General features: G+C 68.1%; 16 protein-coding genes. 8 read left to right on the top strand and 8 right to left on the bottom strand.

Annotated elements, in window-relative coordinates; genetic code table 11:
* The first annotated feature begins 22 nt into the window (after window positions 1-22).
* Window positions 23-835 carry an undecaprenyl-diphosphate phosphatase gene (locus HF203_RS11270; RefSeq protein ID WP_168669743.1) on the top strand — a complete coding sequence of 271 codons (813 nt, stop codon included), beginning with the start codon at window positions 23-25 and terminating at the stop codon, window positions 833-835.
* 66 nt (window positions 836-901) lie between these two features.
* Window positions 902-2,125: an alkaline phosphatase family protein gene (locus HF203_RS11265; RefSeq protein ID WP_168669698.1), complete on the top strand. Its 1,224-nt coding sequence runs from the start codon at window positions 902-904 to the stop codon at window positions 2,123-2,125.
* Window positions 2,126-2,144: 19 nt separating this feature from the next.
* Here the strand turns inward: HF203_RS11265 and HF203_RS11260 are convergent, their stop codons facing one another.
* From HF203_RS11260 to wecB, 5 genes are all read right to left on the bottom strand, one after another.
* On the bottom strand, window positions 2,145-2,570 hold the full coding sequence (locus HF203_RS11260) for an SUF system Fe-S cluster assembly protein (RefSeq protein WP_168669696.1): 426 nt from the start codon (window positions 2,568-2,570) through the stop codon (window positions 2,145-2,147).
* Window positions 2,571-2,645: 75 nt separating this feature from the next.
* Entirely contained in the window at window positions 2,646-3,941 is a 1,296-nt protein-coding gene (sufD, locus tag HF203_RS11255; RefSeq protein WP_168669694.1) for a Fe-S cluster assembly protein SufD, read from the bottom strand.
* On the bottom strand, window positions 3,938-4,693 hold the full coding sequence (sufC, locus tag HF203_RS11250; protein WP_168669692.1) for a Fe-S cluster assembly ATPase SufC: 756 nt from the start codon (window positions 4,691-4,693) through the stop codon (window positions 3,938-3,940). The genes sufD and sufC overlap by 4 nt, the downstream gene beginning before the upstream one ends.
* 77 nt (window positions 4,694-4,770) lie before the next feature.
* Window positions 4,771-6,216, bottom strand: coding sequence for a Fe-S cluster assembly protein SufB (gene sufB / locus HF203_RS11245; RefSeq protein ID WP_168669690.1), 1,446 nt, complete (start codon window positions 6,214-6,216; stop codon window positions 4,771-4,773).
* Window positions 6,217-6,666: 450 nt separating this feature from the next.
* Window positions 6,667-7,764 (bottom strand): non-hydrolyzing UDP-N-acetylglucosamine 2-epimerase, encoded by a 1,098-nt coding sequence (wecB, locus tag HF203_RS11240; protein WP_168669689.1) that lies wholly within the window; start codon window positions 7,762-7,764, stop codon window positions 6,667-6,669.
* Window positions 7,765-8,031: 267 nt separating this feature from the next.
* On the opposite strand from wecB, the gene HF203_RS11235 reads away from it, so the two are divergent.
* The 6 genes from HF203_RS11235 to HF203_RS11210 all read left to right on the top strand — a co-directional run bounded on the left by HF203_RS11235 (window position 8,032) and on the right by HF203_RS11210 (window position 14,221).
* Window positions 8,032-8,832 carry a TIGR01458 family HAD-type hydrolase gene (locus HF203_RS11235; protein WP_168669687.1) on the top strand — a complete coding sequence of 267 codons (801 nt, stop codon included), beginning with the start codon at window positions 8,032-8,034 and terminating at the stop codon, window positions 8,830-8,832.
* A gap of 85 nt (window positions 8,833-8,917) precedes the next feature.
* Window positions 8,918-10,315: an MFS transporter gene (locus HF203_RS11230; RefSeq protein WP_168669685.1), complete on the top strand. Its 1,398-nt coding sequence runs from the start codon at window positions 8,918-8,920 to the stop codon at window positions 10,313-10,315.
* Between the two features lie 20 nt (window positions 10,316-10,335).
* On the top strand, window positions 10,336-11,280 hold the full coding sequence (locus HF203_RS11225) for an L-lactate dehydrogenase (protein ID WP_168669683.1): 945 nt from the start codon (window positions 10,336-10,338) through the stop codon (window positions 11,278-11,280).
* Window positions 11,281-11,551: 271 nt separating this feature from the next.
* On the top strand, window positions 11,552-12,511 hold the full coding sequence (locus HF203_RS11220; RefSeq protein ID WP_168669681.1) for an EamA family transporter: 960 nt from the start codon (window positions 11,552-11,554) through the stop codon (window positions 12,509-12,511).
* A 104-nt stretch (window positions 12,512-12,615) separates the two neighbouring features.
* On the top strand, window positions 12,616-13,038 hold the full coding sequence (locus tag HF203_RS11215; RefSeq protein ID WP_168669679.1) for a GNAT family N-acetyltransferase: 423 nt from the start codon (window positions 12,616-12,618) through the stop codon (window positions 13,036-13,038).
* Between the two features lie 130 nt (window positions 13,039-13,168).
* Window positions 13,169-14,221: a cytochrome-c peroxidase gene (locus tag HF203_RS11210; protein ID WP_168669677.1), complete on the top strand. Its 1,053-nt coding sequence runs from the start codon at window positions 13,169-13,171 to the stop codon at window positions 14,219-14,221.
* Window positions 14,222-14,335: 114 nt separating this feature from the next.
* On the opposite strand, the gene HF203_RS11205 is transcribed toward HF203_RS11210, so the two are convergent.
* From HF203_RS11205 to HF203_RS11195, 3 genes are all read right to left on the bottom strand, one after another.
* On the bottom strand, window positions 14,336-16,315 hold the full coding sequence (locus HF203_RS11205; RefSeq protein WP_168669675.1) for a methyl-accepting chemotaxis protein: 1,980 nt from the start codon (window positions 16,313-16,315) through the stop codon (window positions 14,336-14,338).
* 353 nt (window positions 16,316-16,668) lie between these two features.
* Window positions 16,669-17,316, bottom strand: a complete 648-nt coding sequence (locus HF203_RS11200) for an SOUL family heme-binding protein (protein WP_168669673.1) — start codon at window positions 17,314-17,316, stop codon at window positions 16,669-16,671.
* Between the two features lie 47 nt (window positions 17,317-17,363).
* The gene (locus HF203_RS11195; RefSeq protein WP_168669671.1) at window positions 17,364-17,864 is read right to left on the bottom strand and encodes a C1orf50 family protein; all 501 of its coding nucleotides are present in this window, start codon (window positions 17,862-17,864) and stop codon (window positions 17,364-17,366) included.
* Window positions 17,865-17,869 lie beyond the last annotated feature (5 nt).

Genomic DNA, 17,869 nt, shown 5'->3' with positions numbered 1-17,869 from the left:
CCTATCCAGGAGTTACCCCTTGGTGGACACCCTAGAGATCATCCTGCTCGCCCTGGTCCAGGGCATCACTGAATTCCTCCCCATCTCCAGCTCCGGGCACCTGATCCTCACCCCGCTGCTGTTCGGCTTCGAGCTACAGGAGCTGGCCTTCGACGTCGCCTTGCACCTCGGCACCCTCGGTGCGGTGACCCTCTATTTCCGCCACGAGATCGCGCGCATGACCCGCGCCGTCCTCGGTTCGCTGCGCCACCGCCGACTCGACGATCCCGACGCCCGGCTCGGTTGGATGATCGTGCTCGCCACCGTGCCGGTGGTGGTGCTCGGGCTGCCGCTCAAGCTGCTGCTGGAGTTCTTCCGCGATGACCCGACGCTGATCGCCACGGTGATCGCCGCCACCAGCATCGGCTTCGGCCTGCTGCTGTGGTGGAGCGACTGGCGCAGTCGGCGCACGCGTGACGAGTACAGCCTGGGCTGGCGCGGGGCGCTCATGGTGGGGCTGATGCAGGCGCTGGCGATCATCCCCGGCACCTCGCGCTCGGGGATCACCATCACCGCGGGGTTACTGCTGGGGTTGACCCGACGGGCCGCCTCGCGCTTCTCCTTCCTGCTGGCGATCCCCACCATCCTGATGGCGGGCACGGTCGAGGGCATCGAGCTGGCCGGACAGGGTGCGGCGGTCGACTGGATGGGATTAGCCCTCGGCGCGGTGTGGTCGATGCTCTTCGCCTATCTCACCATCCATCTGTTCCTGCGCTTCATCGAGCGCGTCAGCATGCTGCCCTTCGTGCTCTATCGCATCGCACTGGGTGGCGTCATCCTGTTACTGGTGTGGTGACCACCAGGCCGCCGGAATCGCCCAACCGATCGCCGGCAGCACCCCCAGCCGTCCACAGGAGGAGGCATGACCCGATCCGAGTCCCAGTCGTTGCTCGAGCAATACCGCCCCGATTACAGCGGCGGCGGCATCGTCAACCTGATGAGCACCCTGATCAGCGCGCGCGGCGGCCAGGCCGAGGCCGCGCCACTGACCGCGTTGCCCCCGACACGGCTTGCCGACACCCGCAACCTGCTACTGCTGGTGATCGACGGGCTGGGGGCCGATTGGCTGCAACGCCACGCCCCCGACGGGCTGCTCGCGCGTCACCGGATCGCCACCCTGAGCACGGTCTTTCCCTCGACCACCACCGCAGCCATCACCACCTATCTCACCGGCGACGCCCCACTGCGCCACGGCCTCACCGGCTGGTACACCTATCTGCGCGAACTCGGCTGCGTGATCGCGCCACTCCCGGGCACGCCCCGCTACGGCGGCGTGCCCTATGGTCGCGCCGGCCTCGATCCGGTCGAATTGCTCGGCACCCGCCCGCTGTTCGATCGCATCGCCACCCGCGCCAGCGTGATCGCGCCACAGTTCATCGTCGAATCGGACTTCAATCGCGCCCACAGCGACAGCGCCGAACGGCTCGGTTTCGAGGGACTCGACGACATGTTCGGTCAGGCCGCGCGGGTGATCCGGGGCACGCCCTGGCGCCCCAGCCGGCGGCGCCAGGACGACGCCCCCCGTTATCTCTACCTCTATTGGCCGAGGCTCGACACCATCGGCCATCAGCAAGGCATCGAGAGCGCCGCAGCAGTGGCCCATCTGCAACGCATCGAGGCGGCACTCGAGCGTTTTCTCGAGTTGATCAAGGGAACCGATACCCAGGTGCTGGTGTGCGCCGATCACGGCCAGGTCGACAGCAGCGCCACCACCCGGGTCGATCTCGATGATCATCCGGAGCTGGCCGAATGCCTGACGCTGCCGTTGTGCGGCGAGCCGCGCGCGGCCTTCTGCTATCTGCGAGCGGGGTACGAGACGCAGTTCCTACGCTACTGCGAAACGCACCTGGCCGAGCGCGTGGAGGTGGTCCCAAGCGAACGCTTGCTCGAGGCGGGGATGTTCGGCACCGGCCAGATGCACCCGCGCCTACCCGAGCGGATCGGCGACTACTGTCTGCTCGGGCGCGACAACGCGGTCGTCGTCGACCACCTGCCGAACGAGCGTGGCCACCCGATGATCGGGGTCCACGGCGGGCTGAGTCGTGCCGAGCTGGAGGTGCCGCTGGCGTTGCTGCGCCCGGACTGAACACCGCACGCGGGCGAAATCACATCAGCCCGAGCTGGAGCCGGGCCTCGTCGCTCATCCGCTCCTGGGTCCAGGGCGGATCCCACACCAACGCGACCTCGACCTCGCCCACGCCCTCGACGCGGGCGACCGCGTCCTTGACCATCACCGGCATCATCCCGGCGACCGGACAGCCGGGAGCGGTGAGGGTCATCTCCACGGCTACCGCGCCATCGGCGGCAACGTCGATGCCATAGATCAGGCCGAGATCATAGATGTTGACCGGGATCTCCGGGTCGTGGACGCCACGCAGGGCGGTGACGATCGACTCGCGCAGGGCCTCGGCATCGACCGCCGGCGACTCGGCGACGACATCGCGAGCATCGTCGGCGGCGAGTGTCGCTACCTCGTCCTGGTGATCACGCTCGCGTTTGCCGAATCCGGCGAGGCGGGCCAGTCTGTTCATGGATTCGAACCTCTTCGACTGCAACTGAAGGATACCGACGGGCCAGGCCGGCGCCTGTCGTGGCGCCGGTTACGCTCAGTCCAGCGGCGCGGCCTCGAGCCGGTCGCCGACCAGGGTCGCGACCTGGGCGCGCAGCGCCTCGTCGCCGAGTCGAGCGATGATCTCCTCGGCGAAACCGAGACAGAGCATGCGCCGGGCAGTGGCCTCGGGGATGCCGCGCGCGCGCAGATAAAACAGCATCTGCGGGTCGATCTGGCCGACCGTGGTGCCGTGGCTGCACTTGACGTCGTCGGCGTTGATCTCGAGCTGGGGCTTGCTATCGACCTCGGCGCGCTCGGAGAGCATCAGGTTGCGATTGGTCATCGCCGCGTCGGTGCGCTGGGCGTCCTGGGCCACGAACACCCGACCATCGAACACCGCGCGCCCCTGCCCATAGAGGATGCCCTTGAACAGCTCGACGCTGTTGCAATCGGGCACGCCGTGGTCGACATCGAGATGATAATCGATGAGCTGACCGTCCCCCGAGAGATAGAGGCCGTGGAGCACGCACTCGGCCGCCGGCGCCGCAAAACGGGCCTTGATATCGGTACGCGCCCAGCGTCCACCGAGCCCGATATTGACCCCCTGGTAGTGACTGCGGGCCTGCTGACACAGATAGAGCGTGCTGAGATGGAAGGACTCGGGCGCCTCGCGCTGGAGCCGCTCGTGCTCGAGGCGTGCTCCGGCGCCGAGACTGATCTCGAGCACACCGTTGGTGCAATGCGCGGTCGCGGTATCGAGCCCGACATAGCGCTCGATGAGCCGCGCCTCGGCATCCTCCCCGAGCACGATCAGGTGGCGCGGCTGGGCCAGCGTCGGGGTCTCGCCAGTGGTGACGTGGAGCAATTCGAGCGGGCGTTCGAGCCGGGCGCCGGGGGCGAGCAGCAATACCAGTCCGTCGGCGCCGCCGGCGGCGTTGAGCGCCGGGAAGAGCGCCGTGGCATCGTCGGCGAGCGCGCCGAGATGGGGACGCACCGCCGCCGGGTCCTCGGCCAGCAGCCGCGCCAGCGAACCGATCCGCACACCCTCGGGGAGCGCGCCGAGACGGCTGTGCTCGGGGGCGTAACGGCCATTGACCAGCACCACCCGGTCGGCCTCGAGACCAGGGATCAGCAGCGGCGCCAAGGCCTCGGTGGCGAGGCGTGCCGCGCCGTCACCATAGGGTTGCTCGAACAAGCGACGCGGGTTGGTGTAGCGCCAGGCCTCCTGTTTGCTCCCCGGGACACCGAGTGCCCTCGCCCGCTCGCGCGCACTCGCACGCCAGGCGTCGAGCCACGCCGGGCCGTCGCTCGGGGTCATGTCCCCGAGCCAGGTCGCCAGGTCTTCACTCATGCCGCCGCGTCCTCGTCGGTGATCCAGCCGTAGCCGTGTTGCTCCAGCTCGAGCGCCAGCTCCTTACCACCGGAACGAATGATCCGCCCCTTGTAGAGGACGTGGACGAAGTCCGGCTCGATGTAGTCGAGCAGGCGCTGGTAGTGGGTGACCACGATCATCGAGCGCTCGGGGCTACGCAGCGCGTTGACGCCCTCGGAGACCACCCGCAGCGCGTCGATGTCGAGCCCGGAGTCGGTCTCATCGAGGATCGCCAGCTTGGGCTCCAGGAGCGCCATCTGGAAGATCTCGTTGCGCTTCTTCTCACCGCCGGAGAAACCGGCATTGACCGCGCGTTTGAGCAACGAGTCGTCGAGGTGAAGGATTTTGAGCTTGTCACGGATCAGCCGCATGAACGAGACCGCGTCGAGCTCGTCCTCGCCACGCGCCTTGCGGATGCTGTTGAGCGCCGATTTGAGGAAGTAGGTGTTGTTCACCCCGGGCAGCTCGACCGGGTACTGGAAGGCGAGGAACAGCCCCAGTTGGGCGCGCTCCTCGGGGGCGAGCGCGAGCAGGTCCTGACCCGCGAAGGTCGCCGTGCCGCCGGTGACGGCATAGCCATCACGACCCGAGAGCACATGCGCAAGCGTGCTCTTGCCCGAGCCGTTGGGACCCATGATGGCATGCACCTCACCGGGGCCGATGCGCAGGTCCAACCCGCGCAGGATCTCTTTGTCGCCGACGTTGGCCCGCAGGCCACTGACAGATAGCATCGTCCTCTCCCAATCGTCCGGAACCCGTGGGTTCCCTGTCCGAATCTTGCGTGTTGTTTCGCCGAGCCCGCGCGGCGCTAGCCGACCGCACCTTCCAGGCTGATGCTGAGCAGCTTCTGCGCCTCGACCGCGAACTCCATCGGGAGCTCGTTGAAGACTTCCTTGCAGAACCCGTTGACGATCATCGACACCGCATCCTCCTCGTCGAGCCCACGCGCGCGGCAGTAGAAGAGTTGGTCGTCGCTGATCTTGGAGGTGGTCGCCTCGTGCTCCATGTTCGCCGAGGGGTGTTTGACCTCGATATAGGGCACGGTATTGGCGGTACAGCGATCGCCGATCAACAGCGAATCGCACTGGGTGTAGTTACGGGCATTGGCCGCGCGCTGCCCGATGCGCACCAGCCCGCGATAGGTCTGGCGCCCCTCGCCCGCCGAGATGCCCTTGGAGACGATCGTCGAGCTGGTATTGGGGCCGAGATGGATCATCTTGGTGCCGGTATCGGCCTGCTGGCGTCCCCGGGTCACGGCCACCGAGTAGAACTCGCCGACCGCCCCCTCGCCGCGCAGCAGACAGCTCGGATACTTCCAGGTGATCGCCGAGCCGGTCTCGACCTGGGTCCAGGAGATCTTCGAGCGCGCGCCGCGACAGTCACCGCGCTTGGTGACGAAGTTGTAGATGCCACCGCGCCCCTGGGCGTCGCCCGGGTACCAGTTCTGTACCGTCGAGTACTTGATCTCGGCGTCATCGAGTACGACCAGCTCGACGACCGCGGCGTGGAGCTGGTTCTCGTCGCGCTGTGGCGCGGTACAGCCCTCCAGATAGCTGACGTAGCTGCCGGCCTCGGCGACGATCAGGGTGCGCTCGAACTGCCCGGTGTTGCGGGCGTTGATGCGGAAGTAGGTGCTCAGCTCCATCGGGCAGCGCACCCCCTCAGGGATATAGACGAAGGTGCCGTCACTGAACACCGCCGCGTTGAGGCAGGCGAAGTAGTTGTCGGTGTGGGGTACCACCGAGCCGAGGTATTGCTTGACCAACTCCGGGTAGGCATGCACCGCCTCGGAGATCGAGCAGAAGATCACCCCGGCCTCGGCCAGGGTCTCGCGGAAGGTGGTGGCCACCGAGACGCTGTCGAACACCGCATCGACCGCCACCCCGGCGAGGGCCTTCTGCTCCTCGATGGGGATGCCGAGCTTCTCGTAGGTCTCGAGCAGCGCCGGGTCGACCTCGTCGAGGCTCTTGGGTCCGTCCTCGGGGCGCTTGGGCGCGGAGTAGTACGAGATCGCCTGGAAGTCGATCGGCGGATGGTCGACCTCGCCCCACTGTGGAGGGGTCATGGTCAACCAGTGCCGATAGGCCTTGAGCCGCCACTCGGTCATGAACTCGGGCTCGCCCTTGCGCGCCGAGATGGCGCGAATCACGTCCTCGTCCAGACCCGGCGGCAGGGTATCGGACTCGATGTCGGTGGTGAAACCGTGCTCGTACTCGGATCCGACGATGTCTTCGACGGCGGGGGTTGAGGTCATCGCTCCAGGCTCCGCTCTATTCTCAGTAAATTGCTCAGTTTTTAATATACGCCGCCAAGGGCACGAATCAACACCCCGCGCAACGCGGCAGTTACTCGACCTCGGGAGGCAGGACGGTGCCGGACATCGCCCCGCATGCGGTAATGTCCACCGAAAATCGCAGACAAACGGCGATTATATTCCAATTCGAGGGCTGCTTTCACATCGACCTTGCAACAACGAGGCGTGCGCGTGGCAGCGTCTTCCACGGTGGGGCGAGCGCCCCGGGCCGGATACTAACCCTTAACCATACCGCGCAGCGCAGCGCCCTGTCTCGCTCGTCTTGCACCACGACAGGGCCGAGAGGCCTACTGCTGGTGCAAGACGATCCCCCGGTGTGGAGCAAACCCAACACATGGCGCCCTCGACGGAGAACTCAAGCAATCACCGAGCCAACACCGACACAACCGCTCAGGTCGCGAGCAGATCTCCGAGGTGGGCAACGATGCGCTCACCGGCACGCCCGTCCCAGCGCTCTGGGATACCGCCGCGCGGCCAACGTCCGTCGAACAGCCGCGCCAGCGCCGGAGCGAGGCGCTCGGGATCGGTGCCGACGAGCAGGTTGGTGCCGATCTCGACCGTCTCGGGACGCTCGGTGCTGTCGCGCAGGGTCAGACAGGGCACCCCGAGTACCGTGGCCTCCTCGGTGATACCGCCAGAGTCGGTGATCACCGCGCGGGCGTGGCGCACCAGGTGATTGAACTCTAGATAGGGCTGGGGCTCGATCAGGTGCAGCGACTCGGGTACCGCCTCGAGCCGCTCCAGGGTACGCGCGGTGCGCGGATGAACTGGAAAGACCACCGGCAGCCCCCGGGTGTGCTCGGCCACCGCCCGGAGCATGCGCGCGAAGGCGCCGTCGGCGTCGACATTGGCCGGGCGGTGCAGGGTAAGCACGAAATAGCCGCCCGGTGTCAGCCCCAGGCCCTCCCAGCACGACGGCGGGCGCAGCCGGTCGAGGTTGGCCAGTAAGGTATCGATCATGGTGTTGCCGACGAAGAAGATCCGCTCCTCGCCCACCCCGGCGCCGCGCAGGTTGGCATTGGCGTGTGCGCTGGTGGTGAAGAACCAGTTGGTGATGGCATCGGTCACCATACGGTTGATCTCCTCGGGCATCCCCCAGTCGCCGGAGCGGATGCCGCCCTCGACATGGGCCACCGGCACCCCGAGCTTCTGTGCGGCGATGGCACAGGCCATGGTCGAGGTCACGTCTCCGACCACCAGACAGAGCGCGGCGGGGTGCTCGAGCAGCAGCCGCTCATAGCGGACCATGATCGCTGCGGTCTGCTCGGCCTGGGTGCCGGAGCCGACCTCGAGATTGATATCCGGCGCGGGGATCCCGAGTTGGTCGAAGAAGTCACCCGACATCCGCCGATCGTAATGCTGTCCGGTGTGCACCAGTCGATACTCGAGCCCGCCGCCGGCCTCGCGCTGCCGCCCCAGGGCCTGGATGATGGGCGCAATCTTCATGAAGTTCGGGCGTGCGCCCGCGATGATATCGATCAGGGGCATGGGTCCGGTCCCTCGTAGGCGATGGGCGCGGCGACGGGCCGCGCGCGCACAGCCTAACGCGCCGTCTCGGCTCCGTCACCCGCCGTCGGACGGGGTGGACGGTGCGCCTCACCGGACAATGCTTGCTCACTCCAGAAAGACTCCAACGACAGTCGACACTTATCGACTTCGCGCACAGGTTATCCACAGATGGAACCACAGCAACTGTGGATAACCCCCTCATCCACACCCAGCGCCCGCCGGCGCCTACCACCACAGGAGCGAGCCATGTGCCCAAACCCAGCCACCGCCCTGCTGATCGACATGGACGGCGTGCTCTACCAAGGTGAACAGAGCATCGCCGGCGCCGCCGACGCCCTCGCCTGGCTACGCGCCAACACCGTGGCCCACCGCTTCGTCACCAACGCCAGCTCGCGCCCGCGCGCGCAGCTGGTCGCGCGCCTCGCCGGTCACGGCATCACGGTCGCCGAGGGCGACATCCTCACCCCGCTGGTGGCCGCCGCCGACTGGCTGCGCGAGCACGCCGACGGCCCGGTCGCGGCCTTCGTCCCCGAGCCGACCCTGGCCGATCTCGACGGGCTACCCCTCGCCCACGACCCCGGGCACGAACGCGCGAGCGCCGTGGTCGTCGGCGACCTCGGCGCGGCCTGGGACTTCGCCACCCTTAATCGCGCCTTTCGCTTCCTCATGCAGCCCGACGCCCCGCCGCTGCTCGCCCTCGGCATGACCCGCTACTGGCGTGCCGAGGACGGGTTGCGACTCGACACTGCGCCCTTCGTGATGGCGCTGGCGCATGCCAGCGGGCGCGCACCCCAGGTCTTTGGCAAGCCCGCCGCGGCCTTCTTCGAACGCGCCCTCGCGGCGCTCGGCACCAGCCCCGCGACCACCTGGATGATCGGCGACGACCTGCGCGGCGACATCGGCGGCGCCCAGGCCGCCGGCCTGCGCGGCCTGCTGGTACGCACCGGCAAGTTCCGCGCCGCCGAGCTGGCGACGAGCGACATCCGCCCCGCGGCGGTGCTCGACTCGATCGCCGACCTGCCGCACTGGTGGCAGGCGAACGGCTGAGGCGGTTTGCCTGCGGGCGATTTTGTGCGATGGTCGGGATAACAACGGGCTCCGTCCCCATCGCCTACTCAACGAGTCTGACTCCATGACTTCGTCTGCGCCGCCACGCCCCCTCGCCAATCCACACTTTCGCCGGCTATTCACCGCTCAGATCATCGCCCTGGTCGGCACCGGCATGAGCACGGTGGCGCTCAGCCTGCTCGCCTTCGCCCTCGGCGGCACCCAGGCCGCGGCCATCCTCGGTGCCGCACTGGCGCTGAAGATGGTCGCCTATGTCTGCTTCGCCCCGGTGTTCGGGGGACTGGCGCACCGCCTGCCGCGCCGTCCCTTCCTGGTGACCATGGACCTGGTCCGCGCCGCGGTGCTGCTCGCCCTGCCCTGGGTCGATGCGCTGTGGCAGGTGCTGGCGCTGATCTTCCTGCTCAATCTCTGCGCCGCGGGCTTCAAGCCGGTGTTCTCCGCGACCATCGCCGACCTGCTCCCCGACGAGGCCGAGTACACCCGCGCCCTGGCACTCTCGCGCCTGGCCTACGACCTCGAGGCGCTGCTCAGCCCGGTGCTCGCCGGGGCGGCGCTGCTGCTGATCAGCTACGACGGGCTGTTCGCGCTCAACGCCCTCGCCTTCCTCGTCTCGGCAGTGCTGGTGGCGCGCACCCTGTTACCCGCGGCCAGAGCGCCGGAGCGCGCCGGCACGCTCGGCGCCGAGATCCTCTTCGGCGTGCGCGCCTATCTCGCCACCCCGCGACTGCGCGGGCTGCTCGCGCTCTATTTGGCAGTGGCCGGCGCCAGTGCCATGGTGATCGTCAACACCGTGGTCTATGTACGCGACACCCTCGGCGCCGGCGAGTCGATGGTGGCCATCGCCCTGGGCGCGGCCGGCGCCGGCTCGATGCTCACCGCGCTGGCGGTACCGCGACTGCTCGCGCACATCAGTGAGCGACGGCTGATGCTCGGCGGCGCGACGTTGCTCGGCGCCGGCCTGCTGCTCGTCGCCACCGCGCCCGGCCTCGGCGGGCTGCTCGCCATCTGGCTGCTGGTCGGCGCAGGTCTCTCACTGGTGCAGACCCCCGCCGGTCGGGTGGTCAACCGCTCGGCCGCCGCCAGCGATCGCGCCGCCTATTTCTCGGCGCACTTCTCGCTCTCGCACGCCTGCTGGCTGGTGTTCTATCTGCTCGCCGGCGCGCTCGGCACCGCGCTCGGCACGCCCGCCACCGCGCTGCTGCTGGGACTGGCCGCGCTCGCCTGCACCGTACTCGCTGCCCGGCTGTGGCCGCGCGACGAGCGCGTGGTGCTCGAGCACCAGCACCACGCGCTCGACCACGACCACCTCCACACCCACGACAGTCACCACGACCACCCGCACGCGGGCTGGGAGGGACCGGAGCCGCATCGCCACCCGCACCACCACCGGGCGTTGCGCCACGCCCACGACTTCGTCATCGACACCCATCACCCGGTCTGGCCCGACGCGCGCCCGGCCTGACCTGCAGCGGAGAGAGACCCATGCTCCACCCTCACACCATCGGCATCGTCGGCACCGGCCAGGTCGGCATGGCCACCGCCTACGCCCTGTTCCAGCAACGCATCGCCAACGAGCTGATCCTGATCGACCGCGATCGGGCCCGCGCCGAGGGCGAGGCGATGGACCTGATGCACGCCCAGGGCTATGTCGGGCGCCGGCGGGTGCGCGCCGGCGACTACAGCGACCTGGCGCGGGCGCAGATCGTCATCGTCACCGCCGGGGTCGCCCAACGCCCCGGCGAGAGCCGGCTGGAGCTGCTGCAACGCAATGTCGCGGTGTTCCACGAGATCGCCGAGCAGCTCGACCGCCACGCCCCCGAGGCGCTGCTGTTGATCGCCTCCAACCCGGTCGACCTGCTCACCTACGCCATGGAGCAGCTCTCCAGCCGTCCGCGCCATCGTGTCATCGGCACCGGCACCATGCTCGACACCACCCGGCTGCGCACCCTGCTCGCCGAGCACTTCCAGGTCGACCCGCGCTCGGTCCACGCGCTGATCCTCGGCGAGCACGGCGACTCCGAGTTCGCGGTGTGGAGCCAGGCCAACATCGGCGGCACTCCGATCCGCGGTCACACCATCCTCGGTAAGCGCTGCGACCGCTCCTGCCGCGACGCCCTGCTCGCCCAGGTGCGCGGCGCGGCGGGCGCGATCATCGAGTGCAAGGGCTACACCAACTGGGCCATCGGTCTGGTCATCGCCCACCTGGTGCGCACCATCCAGGAGGACCAGGGCAGCGTGCTCCCGATCACCTCCCGGCTCGACGGCGCCTACGGCCTCCACGACATCTGTCTGAGCATCCCGGTGCGGGTCGGCATCGAGGGCGCCGGCGCACCGCTGCCGCTCCCGCTCGACGACGAGGAACGGGCGGCGCTGGCGCATTCGGCGGAGGTATTGCGGGGGTTTATCGAGGGGTTGGGGCTGGGGTGAGCCCCCTCCATCCAATAGCGCCGACGAGACGCCAGGGCCGTGTATCGCCACATCTGCCCGCGCCGGAAGGCGTATTCGAGCTAGCGCTCGCGCCAGTCGCGGGAGAAGACCGGGGCGGCCCTGCCTGCCAGCGGGGTTCAACCCGTGGGTGTCGATCAGGGTGGCGGCGCCTCGAAGGCGAGGGTCTGGGTCATGACCGTCTCCATGAGGAATGGGGCAATGCTCACACAGCGCCCACCGGACCGAAAAAGACGTTAGCAAAGCCCAGTCAATGACATACCGCGCCTCGCCCCACGGCGCCTTCCTCATGGTGCTGCTCGCCAACGTCGGCTTCGCCTTCAAGGGCATCTTCGCCAAGCTCGCGCTGGCCACCGGGATCACCCTTGGCGGGATGCTGATGCTGCGCATCGCGCTGGCCATGCCGCTCTACTGGATCGCCGCGCGCACGCTCTCGCCCGCCGCCGCCCCGCTCACCGGGCGCGACTGGCGTGACGGGCTGCTCATCGGGCTGCTGTTCACCCTGGCGACGGTGGCCGACTTCGTCGCCATCGACCGGCTCGGCGCCGGGCCCTCGCGGATGCTGCTGTTCACCTATCCGCTGATGGTGCAGCTGCTCGTCGCCTGGCGCGCGCGGCGCTGGCCCACCCGGCGCGAGCTGGCGGTGTTCGTGGTCTGCTACAGCGGGTTGGCGCTGCTGTTCGCGCCCCGGGGGCTCGGCGGCGATCTCGGCCCGGCCGGGTGGATCGGCATCGCCTGCGGGCTCGTCTCGGCGGCGAGCTATGCCTGCTTCCTGGTGTGGGTCCAGGACACCGCCCGACGCATCGGCTCGGCGCGCTGCACCGCGCTCACCAACACCAGCACCTTCCTGGTGTTCTGTGGCTATGCGCTGCTCGGCGCCGCGCCCGCGGACTTCGCCATCCCGGCCGAGGGCCTCGGCTGGGTCGCGTTGATGGTGGTGATCGCCACCGTGCTCCCCTTCCTGCTGCTGTTCGAGGGCATCCGCCACACCGGCGCGGCGCGCGCCAGCCTGATCGCGCTGAGCGGCCCGGTGATCACCCTGATCGCCGCCTGGGCGATCCTCGACGAACGCCTGCAGCCGCTCCAGGGCCTCGGTCTGGTGCTGATCATCGGCGCCATCGGCTCTCTCCAGCTCGGCGGCGACGCGCTCGCGTGGCTCGTCCGTCGCCTGCGACCGTCGTCGCGCCCTGACGGCGGGCGAGCGATACGATAGGGACGCACCCGATCAGCCGGACCACACCGAGGACGACAGCCATGAAGGCGCCCGCGACACCCATCAGACAGGCATCGGCCAGCGACTGCGAGGACCTCGCCAGAGTGCACATCGCGTCCATCCAGGGGCTGTGCGCCGGGCACTACGAGGCCACGGCGCTGCGCGCCTGGACCGCCTTGCTCACCCCGTCCGTCTATGACCAGGCGTTGGCGGAAAAGCTGGTGCTGATCGCCGAGCAGCCCGGACACGGAGCGGTCGGGCTGGCGATCCTCGATCCCGAGGCGGCGGAGATCAGCACCCTCTACGTCCACCCCGAGGCCGTCGGCAAGGGGGTCGGCACGGCACTGCTCGAGGCGCTGGAGCAGCACGCCAGGGCGACCGACATTCTCACCCTGACGACCCGGGCGACGCTGAACGCACGGGACTTCTACGCCGCGCGCGGTTATCTCGACATCGGCCCCGGCCACCATCGACTGCCGGGCGGCGTGCGACTCCCCTGCGTCGCCATGACCAAGACGCTCGGCTGAAACCGGACCCTGCCCGGGGCGGCGGGTCCAGGCGCATCTGCTAAGGTTCAGGGGCGTGCCCCCACATTCCATACCCATTGAACCGGCACGCGCATCCATCGCCCGCCAATTCAGGAGCAGGAATCCAGCCATGATGAGCCAGATGAAGATGCTTGCCGTTGCACTCACCCTGTCGCTGAGCGCACCGACGCTGGTCGCGGCCGACGATCAGGCGCTGCGCGCCAAGGCGCAGACGGCCAGGTTGCAACCCATCCCCGAGGTCATCGAGGACCCGGTGGACAACCCGGTGACGCCGGAGAAGGTCGCGCTGGGCAAGCTGCTGTTCTTCGATCCGCGGCTCTCGGCGAGCGGGCTGATCAGCTGCAACACCTGTCACAACCTGGGGATGGGCGGCGACGACAACCTGCCGACCTCGGTCGGTCACGGCTGGCAGCGCGGGCCGCGCAACGCACCGACGGTGCTCAACGCCATCTTCAACGTCGCGCAGTTCTGGGACGGACGCGCCGCCGACCTCAAGGCCCAGGCCAAGGGACCGATCCAGGCCGCCGTCGAGATGGCCAACGAACCCGCACAGGTGGTCGCCACACTGCAGAGCATGCCCGAGTACGTCGAGCACTTCGCCGCCGCCTTCCCGGAGGCCACCGAGCCGGTCACCTTCGACAACACTGCCAAGGCGATCGAGGCGTTCGAGACCACGCTGGTGACGCCCAACGCCCCCTTCGACCGCTTCATGCGCGGCGAGGACGACGCGCTGAGCGCCGAGCAGAAGGAGGGGCTGGCGCTCTTCATCGACCGCGGCTGCACCGCCTGTCACAGCGGCGTCAACCTCGGCGGCCAGGGTTACTTCCCGTTCGGTCTGCTCGAGCGCCCGGGGGCCGACATCCTGCCGCCGACGGACAAGGGACGCTTCGAAGTCACCCGCTCGGCGACCGATGAATACGTCTTCCGCGCCGCGCCGCTGCGCAACATTGCACTCACCGCGCCCTACTTCCACTCCGGCGCGATCTGGGACCTGAAACAGGCCGTCGCGGTGATGGGCACGGCGCAGCTCGGCAGCGAGATCGGCGAGGGCGAGGCGACCAAGATCGCCGCCTTCCTCGAGGCCCTGACCGGCGAGGTCCCCACGATCACCTATCCGATCCTGCCGGCCGAGACCGAGACCACGCCCCGGCCCCAGCCCTGAGCCGGCGTGCCCCCATCCACGCAGTAGGACGGCACATCGCCCCCGGTCGGCGCGACCGGGGGCGATGTGCGCTGACCCACAGCCCACGATTGATGTCGGACGAGACGGGCACGATCACACCCGGAACTTCTGCATGACCTGCGTCATCGCGCTGTGGGAGGCCTCCAGATCGGCGATCAGCGAACGTAGATCGGCCATCGCGGTGGAGATCTCGCTCGACTCACCCTTGACCGTCTCGACCTCGCTGGCAATCCCCTCGGCGGCGATATGCTGGCGCTGCGCGGCAGCCGAGACCTGTTCTATCTGCTGACGAATGGCCTGGATCTGCGCATAGAGATCGTCGATGTTGCCAAGCGATTGGGTGCTGCTCTCCGAGGTGCGGTGGCTGGTGGCGCGGATATCCTCCATGATCCGGCGCAGCGCCTCGGCCTCGCTCTTGATCGCGGCCAGCACTTGACCGATCTCGCCGGTTGCACCCTGGGTGCGGATCGCTAGCTGCCGCACCTCGTCGGCGACCACCGCGAAACCGCGCCCACTCTCGCCGGCGCGTGCGGCCTCGATCGCGGCGTTGAGCGCAAGCAGGTTGGTCTGCTCGGAGATGGCATTGACGCTGTCGAGGATCTGCACGATCGACTGGGTCTTGTCGTTGAGACTCTCGGTCGAGCCGAAGGCACGCTCGTTCATCCCCGCCAGCGCCTCGATCGCCTGCTGGGTCCCCTGGGTCATCTCTCGTGCCTGCGCCGACAACTGGGTGAACTGCAGGGTGCTGTCGAGCGCGCTCGCGGCGACCTCGGTGATCTGTCCCGAGGTCTCACTGAGCGACTGGCTCACTGCGGCGATCTCATGCACCGCCTGATCGGCGCTGGCCACCTGCTGCACGACATGATCAGAGACGCTCTCGACCTTGTGGATGCTCGCGCTGGTCGAGCGATCGCTGATCACCAGCTGTTCGACCACCTCGCGCAGATTGGCCACCATGCGATCGACCGCACGCAAGATCACCCCCAACTCGTCACCTGAGTCATCCCCCAAGGTCAGCGACAGGTCCCCGGTCGAGGTGATGCGATCGAGCGCTTGTCGGGCATGATCGATCTTTCCGGTGAGTCGACGTGCCACCGCCACCGAGATCAACGCGACCAATGCCAGCAATACGCTAAAGACCGTCAAGGAGACGGCCACCGTCACCTGGGCCCGTGATTGACGCTGCTCCATGGCGGCGACGATACCGGCCTTGACCCCATCCATCAGTGCCTTGACCTCGCCGATATAACGCGTCGCCGCAGCGAACCACTCCGACGGCGGCGGATAGTCGCCAGCGAGGGGGCCCGATTCGATCAGTAGCCGGTTCAACACCCGATCCATCATCTGCGCGGTGTCCGAACGCACGACCGCCCTGAATTGGTGCAACAGCTCGGGGTCGGTCTCACTGCCGAACTGGCCGATTGCGCGTTGCAGGTCGGCGACATAGAAACGCAGCGCCTGTTGGGCCGCTGGGGCAATCTCCCCGGCCGAGAGCACGCCATTGACCTTGCCCCGGATCTGACCGAGCTTCTCCTTGACCCAGGCTAGATGCCAGGACATCAACAGCTGGCGACGGGCCAGGTCGTCACCGACATGGCCGATGCATTTGACGAAGAGGTCGAGGGCATTGGCGTTGAGGCTGGAGTAGAAACCAAAGGCCTCGCCCCCGTGACGCGTATCGACCTGGGTGCGGATACGCGAACGCGCACCGGCAAGCTCCACCAACCGCTGCAGCCCCTCGACCAGATCGCTATAACCAAGCCCCTCGCGATCGATCAACGCCTCGACCTGGGCAAGCGCGGCGTCGGCGCGTTCGCGCTGGGCCTCGATCTTTTGGTGAAGGGCGGCATCACCTGAGCCGATGTAGCCAGCCGAGAGACCACGCTCGACGGCGAAATTGTGCGCGATCGCCTCGACGGCATAGGCGACATTGACGAGATGCTGATTGTGCCGGGCCTGAGCGGCCTGTTCGAACTGGCGTGAGATCACCAACCCGGAGAGCGACAGCAACGACAGCAGTGCGATGATGAGGATGACGGCCAGGGCGAGCTTCAGGCTGAGGTGCTTGAACATGGAGCGATCCATCCCTTGACTGGTGCGGCTGGGCGCGACCGCGACAACCCGCCGAACATGCCCCGCCCCATCGCCGACAAGCGGCGACACGGGCACGAGAGGGGCATCCGGTAACACCTAACTGTGTACGGCCAGCAAGACTCACAAGGCGAGGGCGGATGGCGGCCACGAGATCACAGCAATCAGTCCCTATCGCTTCGAGTCACACGAACAAAGGCCGAGCACAGGGATTCCCTGTCCGGGGAGGCGACGGTGCACGGCGCCGGACCCGCCGGCCGTCAGCCCTGCAAGGAGGCGGCGGTCAGGAACGCAAGCGGCCTCACCGTCGAGACCAGGCACCACGGTTCGCGCGCCTAGTCCCCGGCAGTCAACTCGAGCATGACCTCGTTACGACGGAGGAAACCGGGGGTGAGCGGATCATTGTAGTAGGCATAGGTCGGGGCCCCGACCACGGCGAGACCGCGGGCATCGATCCAGGCACGCAGCCTCGCCTCCTGTTCGGCAAGCAATGCATCGGTGGCACGCCCGGAAAAGCGAACCGCGACCACGCGACGTGGCTCCAGCGCATGCAACCGTACCGTCTCGCCCGCCGGCGCCGGCAGGCTGTCGAGATCGTAGCGCGCCGGCATGATGAAGCGCACCGCCCACTGACCCGCCGCGTCGGTCGGGGTCTGGGTGACCGGGGCGGTCATCGCGATCGGCTCGGCGGCGCGCGTCTGGGTCACCGGGGCGGTCATCGACACCGACTCGCCCTCGCGCTCCTTGGCGAAGATATAGCCGGCCAGCGGCCCGAAACCGGCGCTCAGCGCAGCGCGCCGGTCGCCCTCGCGGCGCACCTCAGCGACGATCAGCGCCGGGTAGTCACGGATCTCGATCGCACCGTCGTGCTCGACGACCCGGTAATCCGGGGTCTCGACGTTCTGCACCACGAATACGAATACCGCCATGGCAACCACGCCGAGCGCGGCCAGGCCACCGATCAGGATCAGGACGAGCTTCATCGAGCGTACCTCCGGGAGACTGGATCGACAGGGTGACACAACGGTACTCAGCGCTCACCCTCACCATTGTTCAGCCCGCCGATACGCAACAGCTGATTGACCATCTCGCCGGTGTCGTCACCGACATCGAGGCGCTCGGCCGGGGTCCAGGAGTAGTCGGTCTCGAGCCGATAGGAGCCGACGAACGCGTGCGGCGCCGCGCCGCCCCAGTCCTCGGGTGAGAGCATCGAGAAGAAGGTGCGACCATCGGCGCGGCGATAGAGGTGATAGGTCTTGCCGGGGATGCGCTTGAAGGCGCACTGGGCCTGGTTGAGCGCCTGCTCGGCCTGGGCGTCGGCCAGCACCTTGCGCGCCTCTTGCTGGAGCAGCTTGATCTGATCGGCGATGACGCGCAGCTTGGCCCCGGTACGGGCACCGAGCATGGCCTCGGCCCGCTCGACCTCAGCGCTGAGTTCACGGGTATCGAAGGCTGGGGCCAGCCGGCTGACCGGATAGGGGGCGCTGCGCTCGTCTCCGGTATGCAGCATCGGCTTGTGGTCGTCGCTCATGCAAT

The organism is Marichromatium bheemlicum, from assembly GCF_012276755.1.
GTDB classification, from domain to species: Bacteria; Pseudomonadota; Gammaproteobacteria; order Chromatiales; family Chromatiaceae; genus Marichromatium; species Marichromatium bheemlicum.
The sequence above is the reverse complement of the archived record's forward strand: the minus strand, read 5'-3'. Positions and strand labels throughout refer to the sequence as shown.

Excerpts from the sequence above, each read along its gene's own strand:
- HF203_RS11265 (WP_168669698.1), top strand. The coding sequence starts at position 902 with ATGACCCGATCCGAGTCCCAGTCGTTGCTCGAGCAATACCGCCCCGAT.
- HF203_RS11260 (WP_168669696.1), bottom strand. The coding sequence starts at position 2,570 with ATGAACAGACTGGCCCGCCTCGCCGGATTCGGCAAACGCGAGCGTGAT.
- sufD (WP_168669694.1), bottom strand. The coding sequence starts at position 3,941 with ATGAGTGAAGACCTGGCGACCTGGCTCGGGGACATGACCCCGAGCGAC.
- sufC (WP_168669692.1), bottom strand. The coding sequence starts at position 4,693 with ATGCTATCTGTCAGTGGCCTGCGGGCCAACGTCGGCGACAAAGAGATC.
- sufB (WP_168669690.1), bottom strand. The coding sequence starts at position 6,216 with ATGACCTCAACCCCCGCCGTCGAAGACATCGTCGGATCCGAGTACGAG.
- wecB (WP_168669689.1), bottom strand. The coding sequence starts at position 7,764 with ATGCCCCTGATCGATATCATCGCGGGCGCACGCCCGAACTTCATGAAG.
- HF203_RS11235 (WP_168669687.1), top strand. The coding sequence starts at position 8,032 with ATGTGCCCAAACCCAGCCACCGCCCTGCTGATCGACATGGACGGCGTG.
- HF203_RS11230 (WP_168669685.1), top strand. The coding sequence starts at position 8,918 with ATGACTTCGTCTGCGCCGCCACGCCCCCTCGCCAATCCACACTTTCGC.
- HF203_RS11225 (WP_168669683.1), top strand. The coding sequence starts at position 10,336 with ATGCTCCACCCTCACACCATCGGCATCGTCGGCACCGGCCAGGTCGGC.
- HF203_RS11220 (WP_168669681.1), top strand. The coding sequence starts at position 11,552 with ATGACATACCGCGCCTCGCCCCACGGCGCCTTCCTCATGGTGCTGCTC.
- HF203_RS11210 (WP_168669677.1), top strand. The coding sequence starts at position 13,169 with ATGATGAGCCAGATGAAGATGCTTGCCGTTGCACTCACCCTGTCGCTG.
- HF203_RS11205 (WP_168669675.1), bottom strand. The coding sequence starts at position 16,315 with ATGTTCAAGCACCTCAGCCTGAAGCTCGCCCTGGCCGTCATCCTCATC.
- HF203_RS11200 (WP_168669673.1), bottom strand. The coding sequence starts at position 17,316 with ATGAAGCTCGTCCTGATCCTGATCGGTGGCCTGGCCGCGCTCGGCGTG.
- HF203_RS11195 (WP_168669671.1), bottom strand. The coding sequence starts at position 17,864 with ATGAGCGACGACCACAAGCCGATGCTGCATACCGGAGACGAGCGCAGC.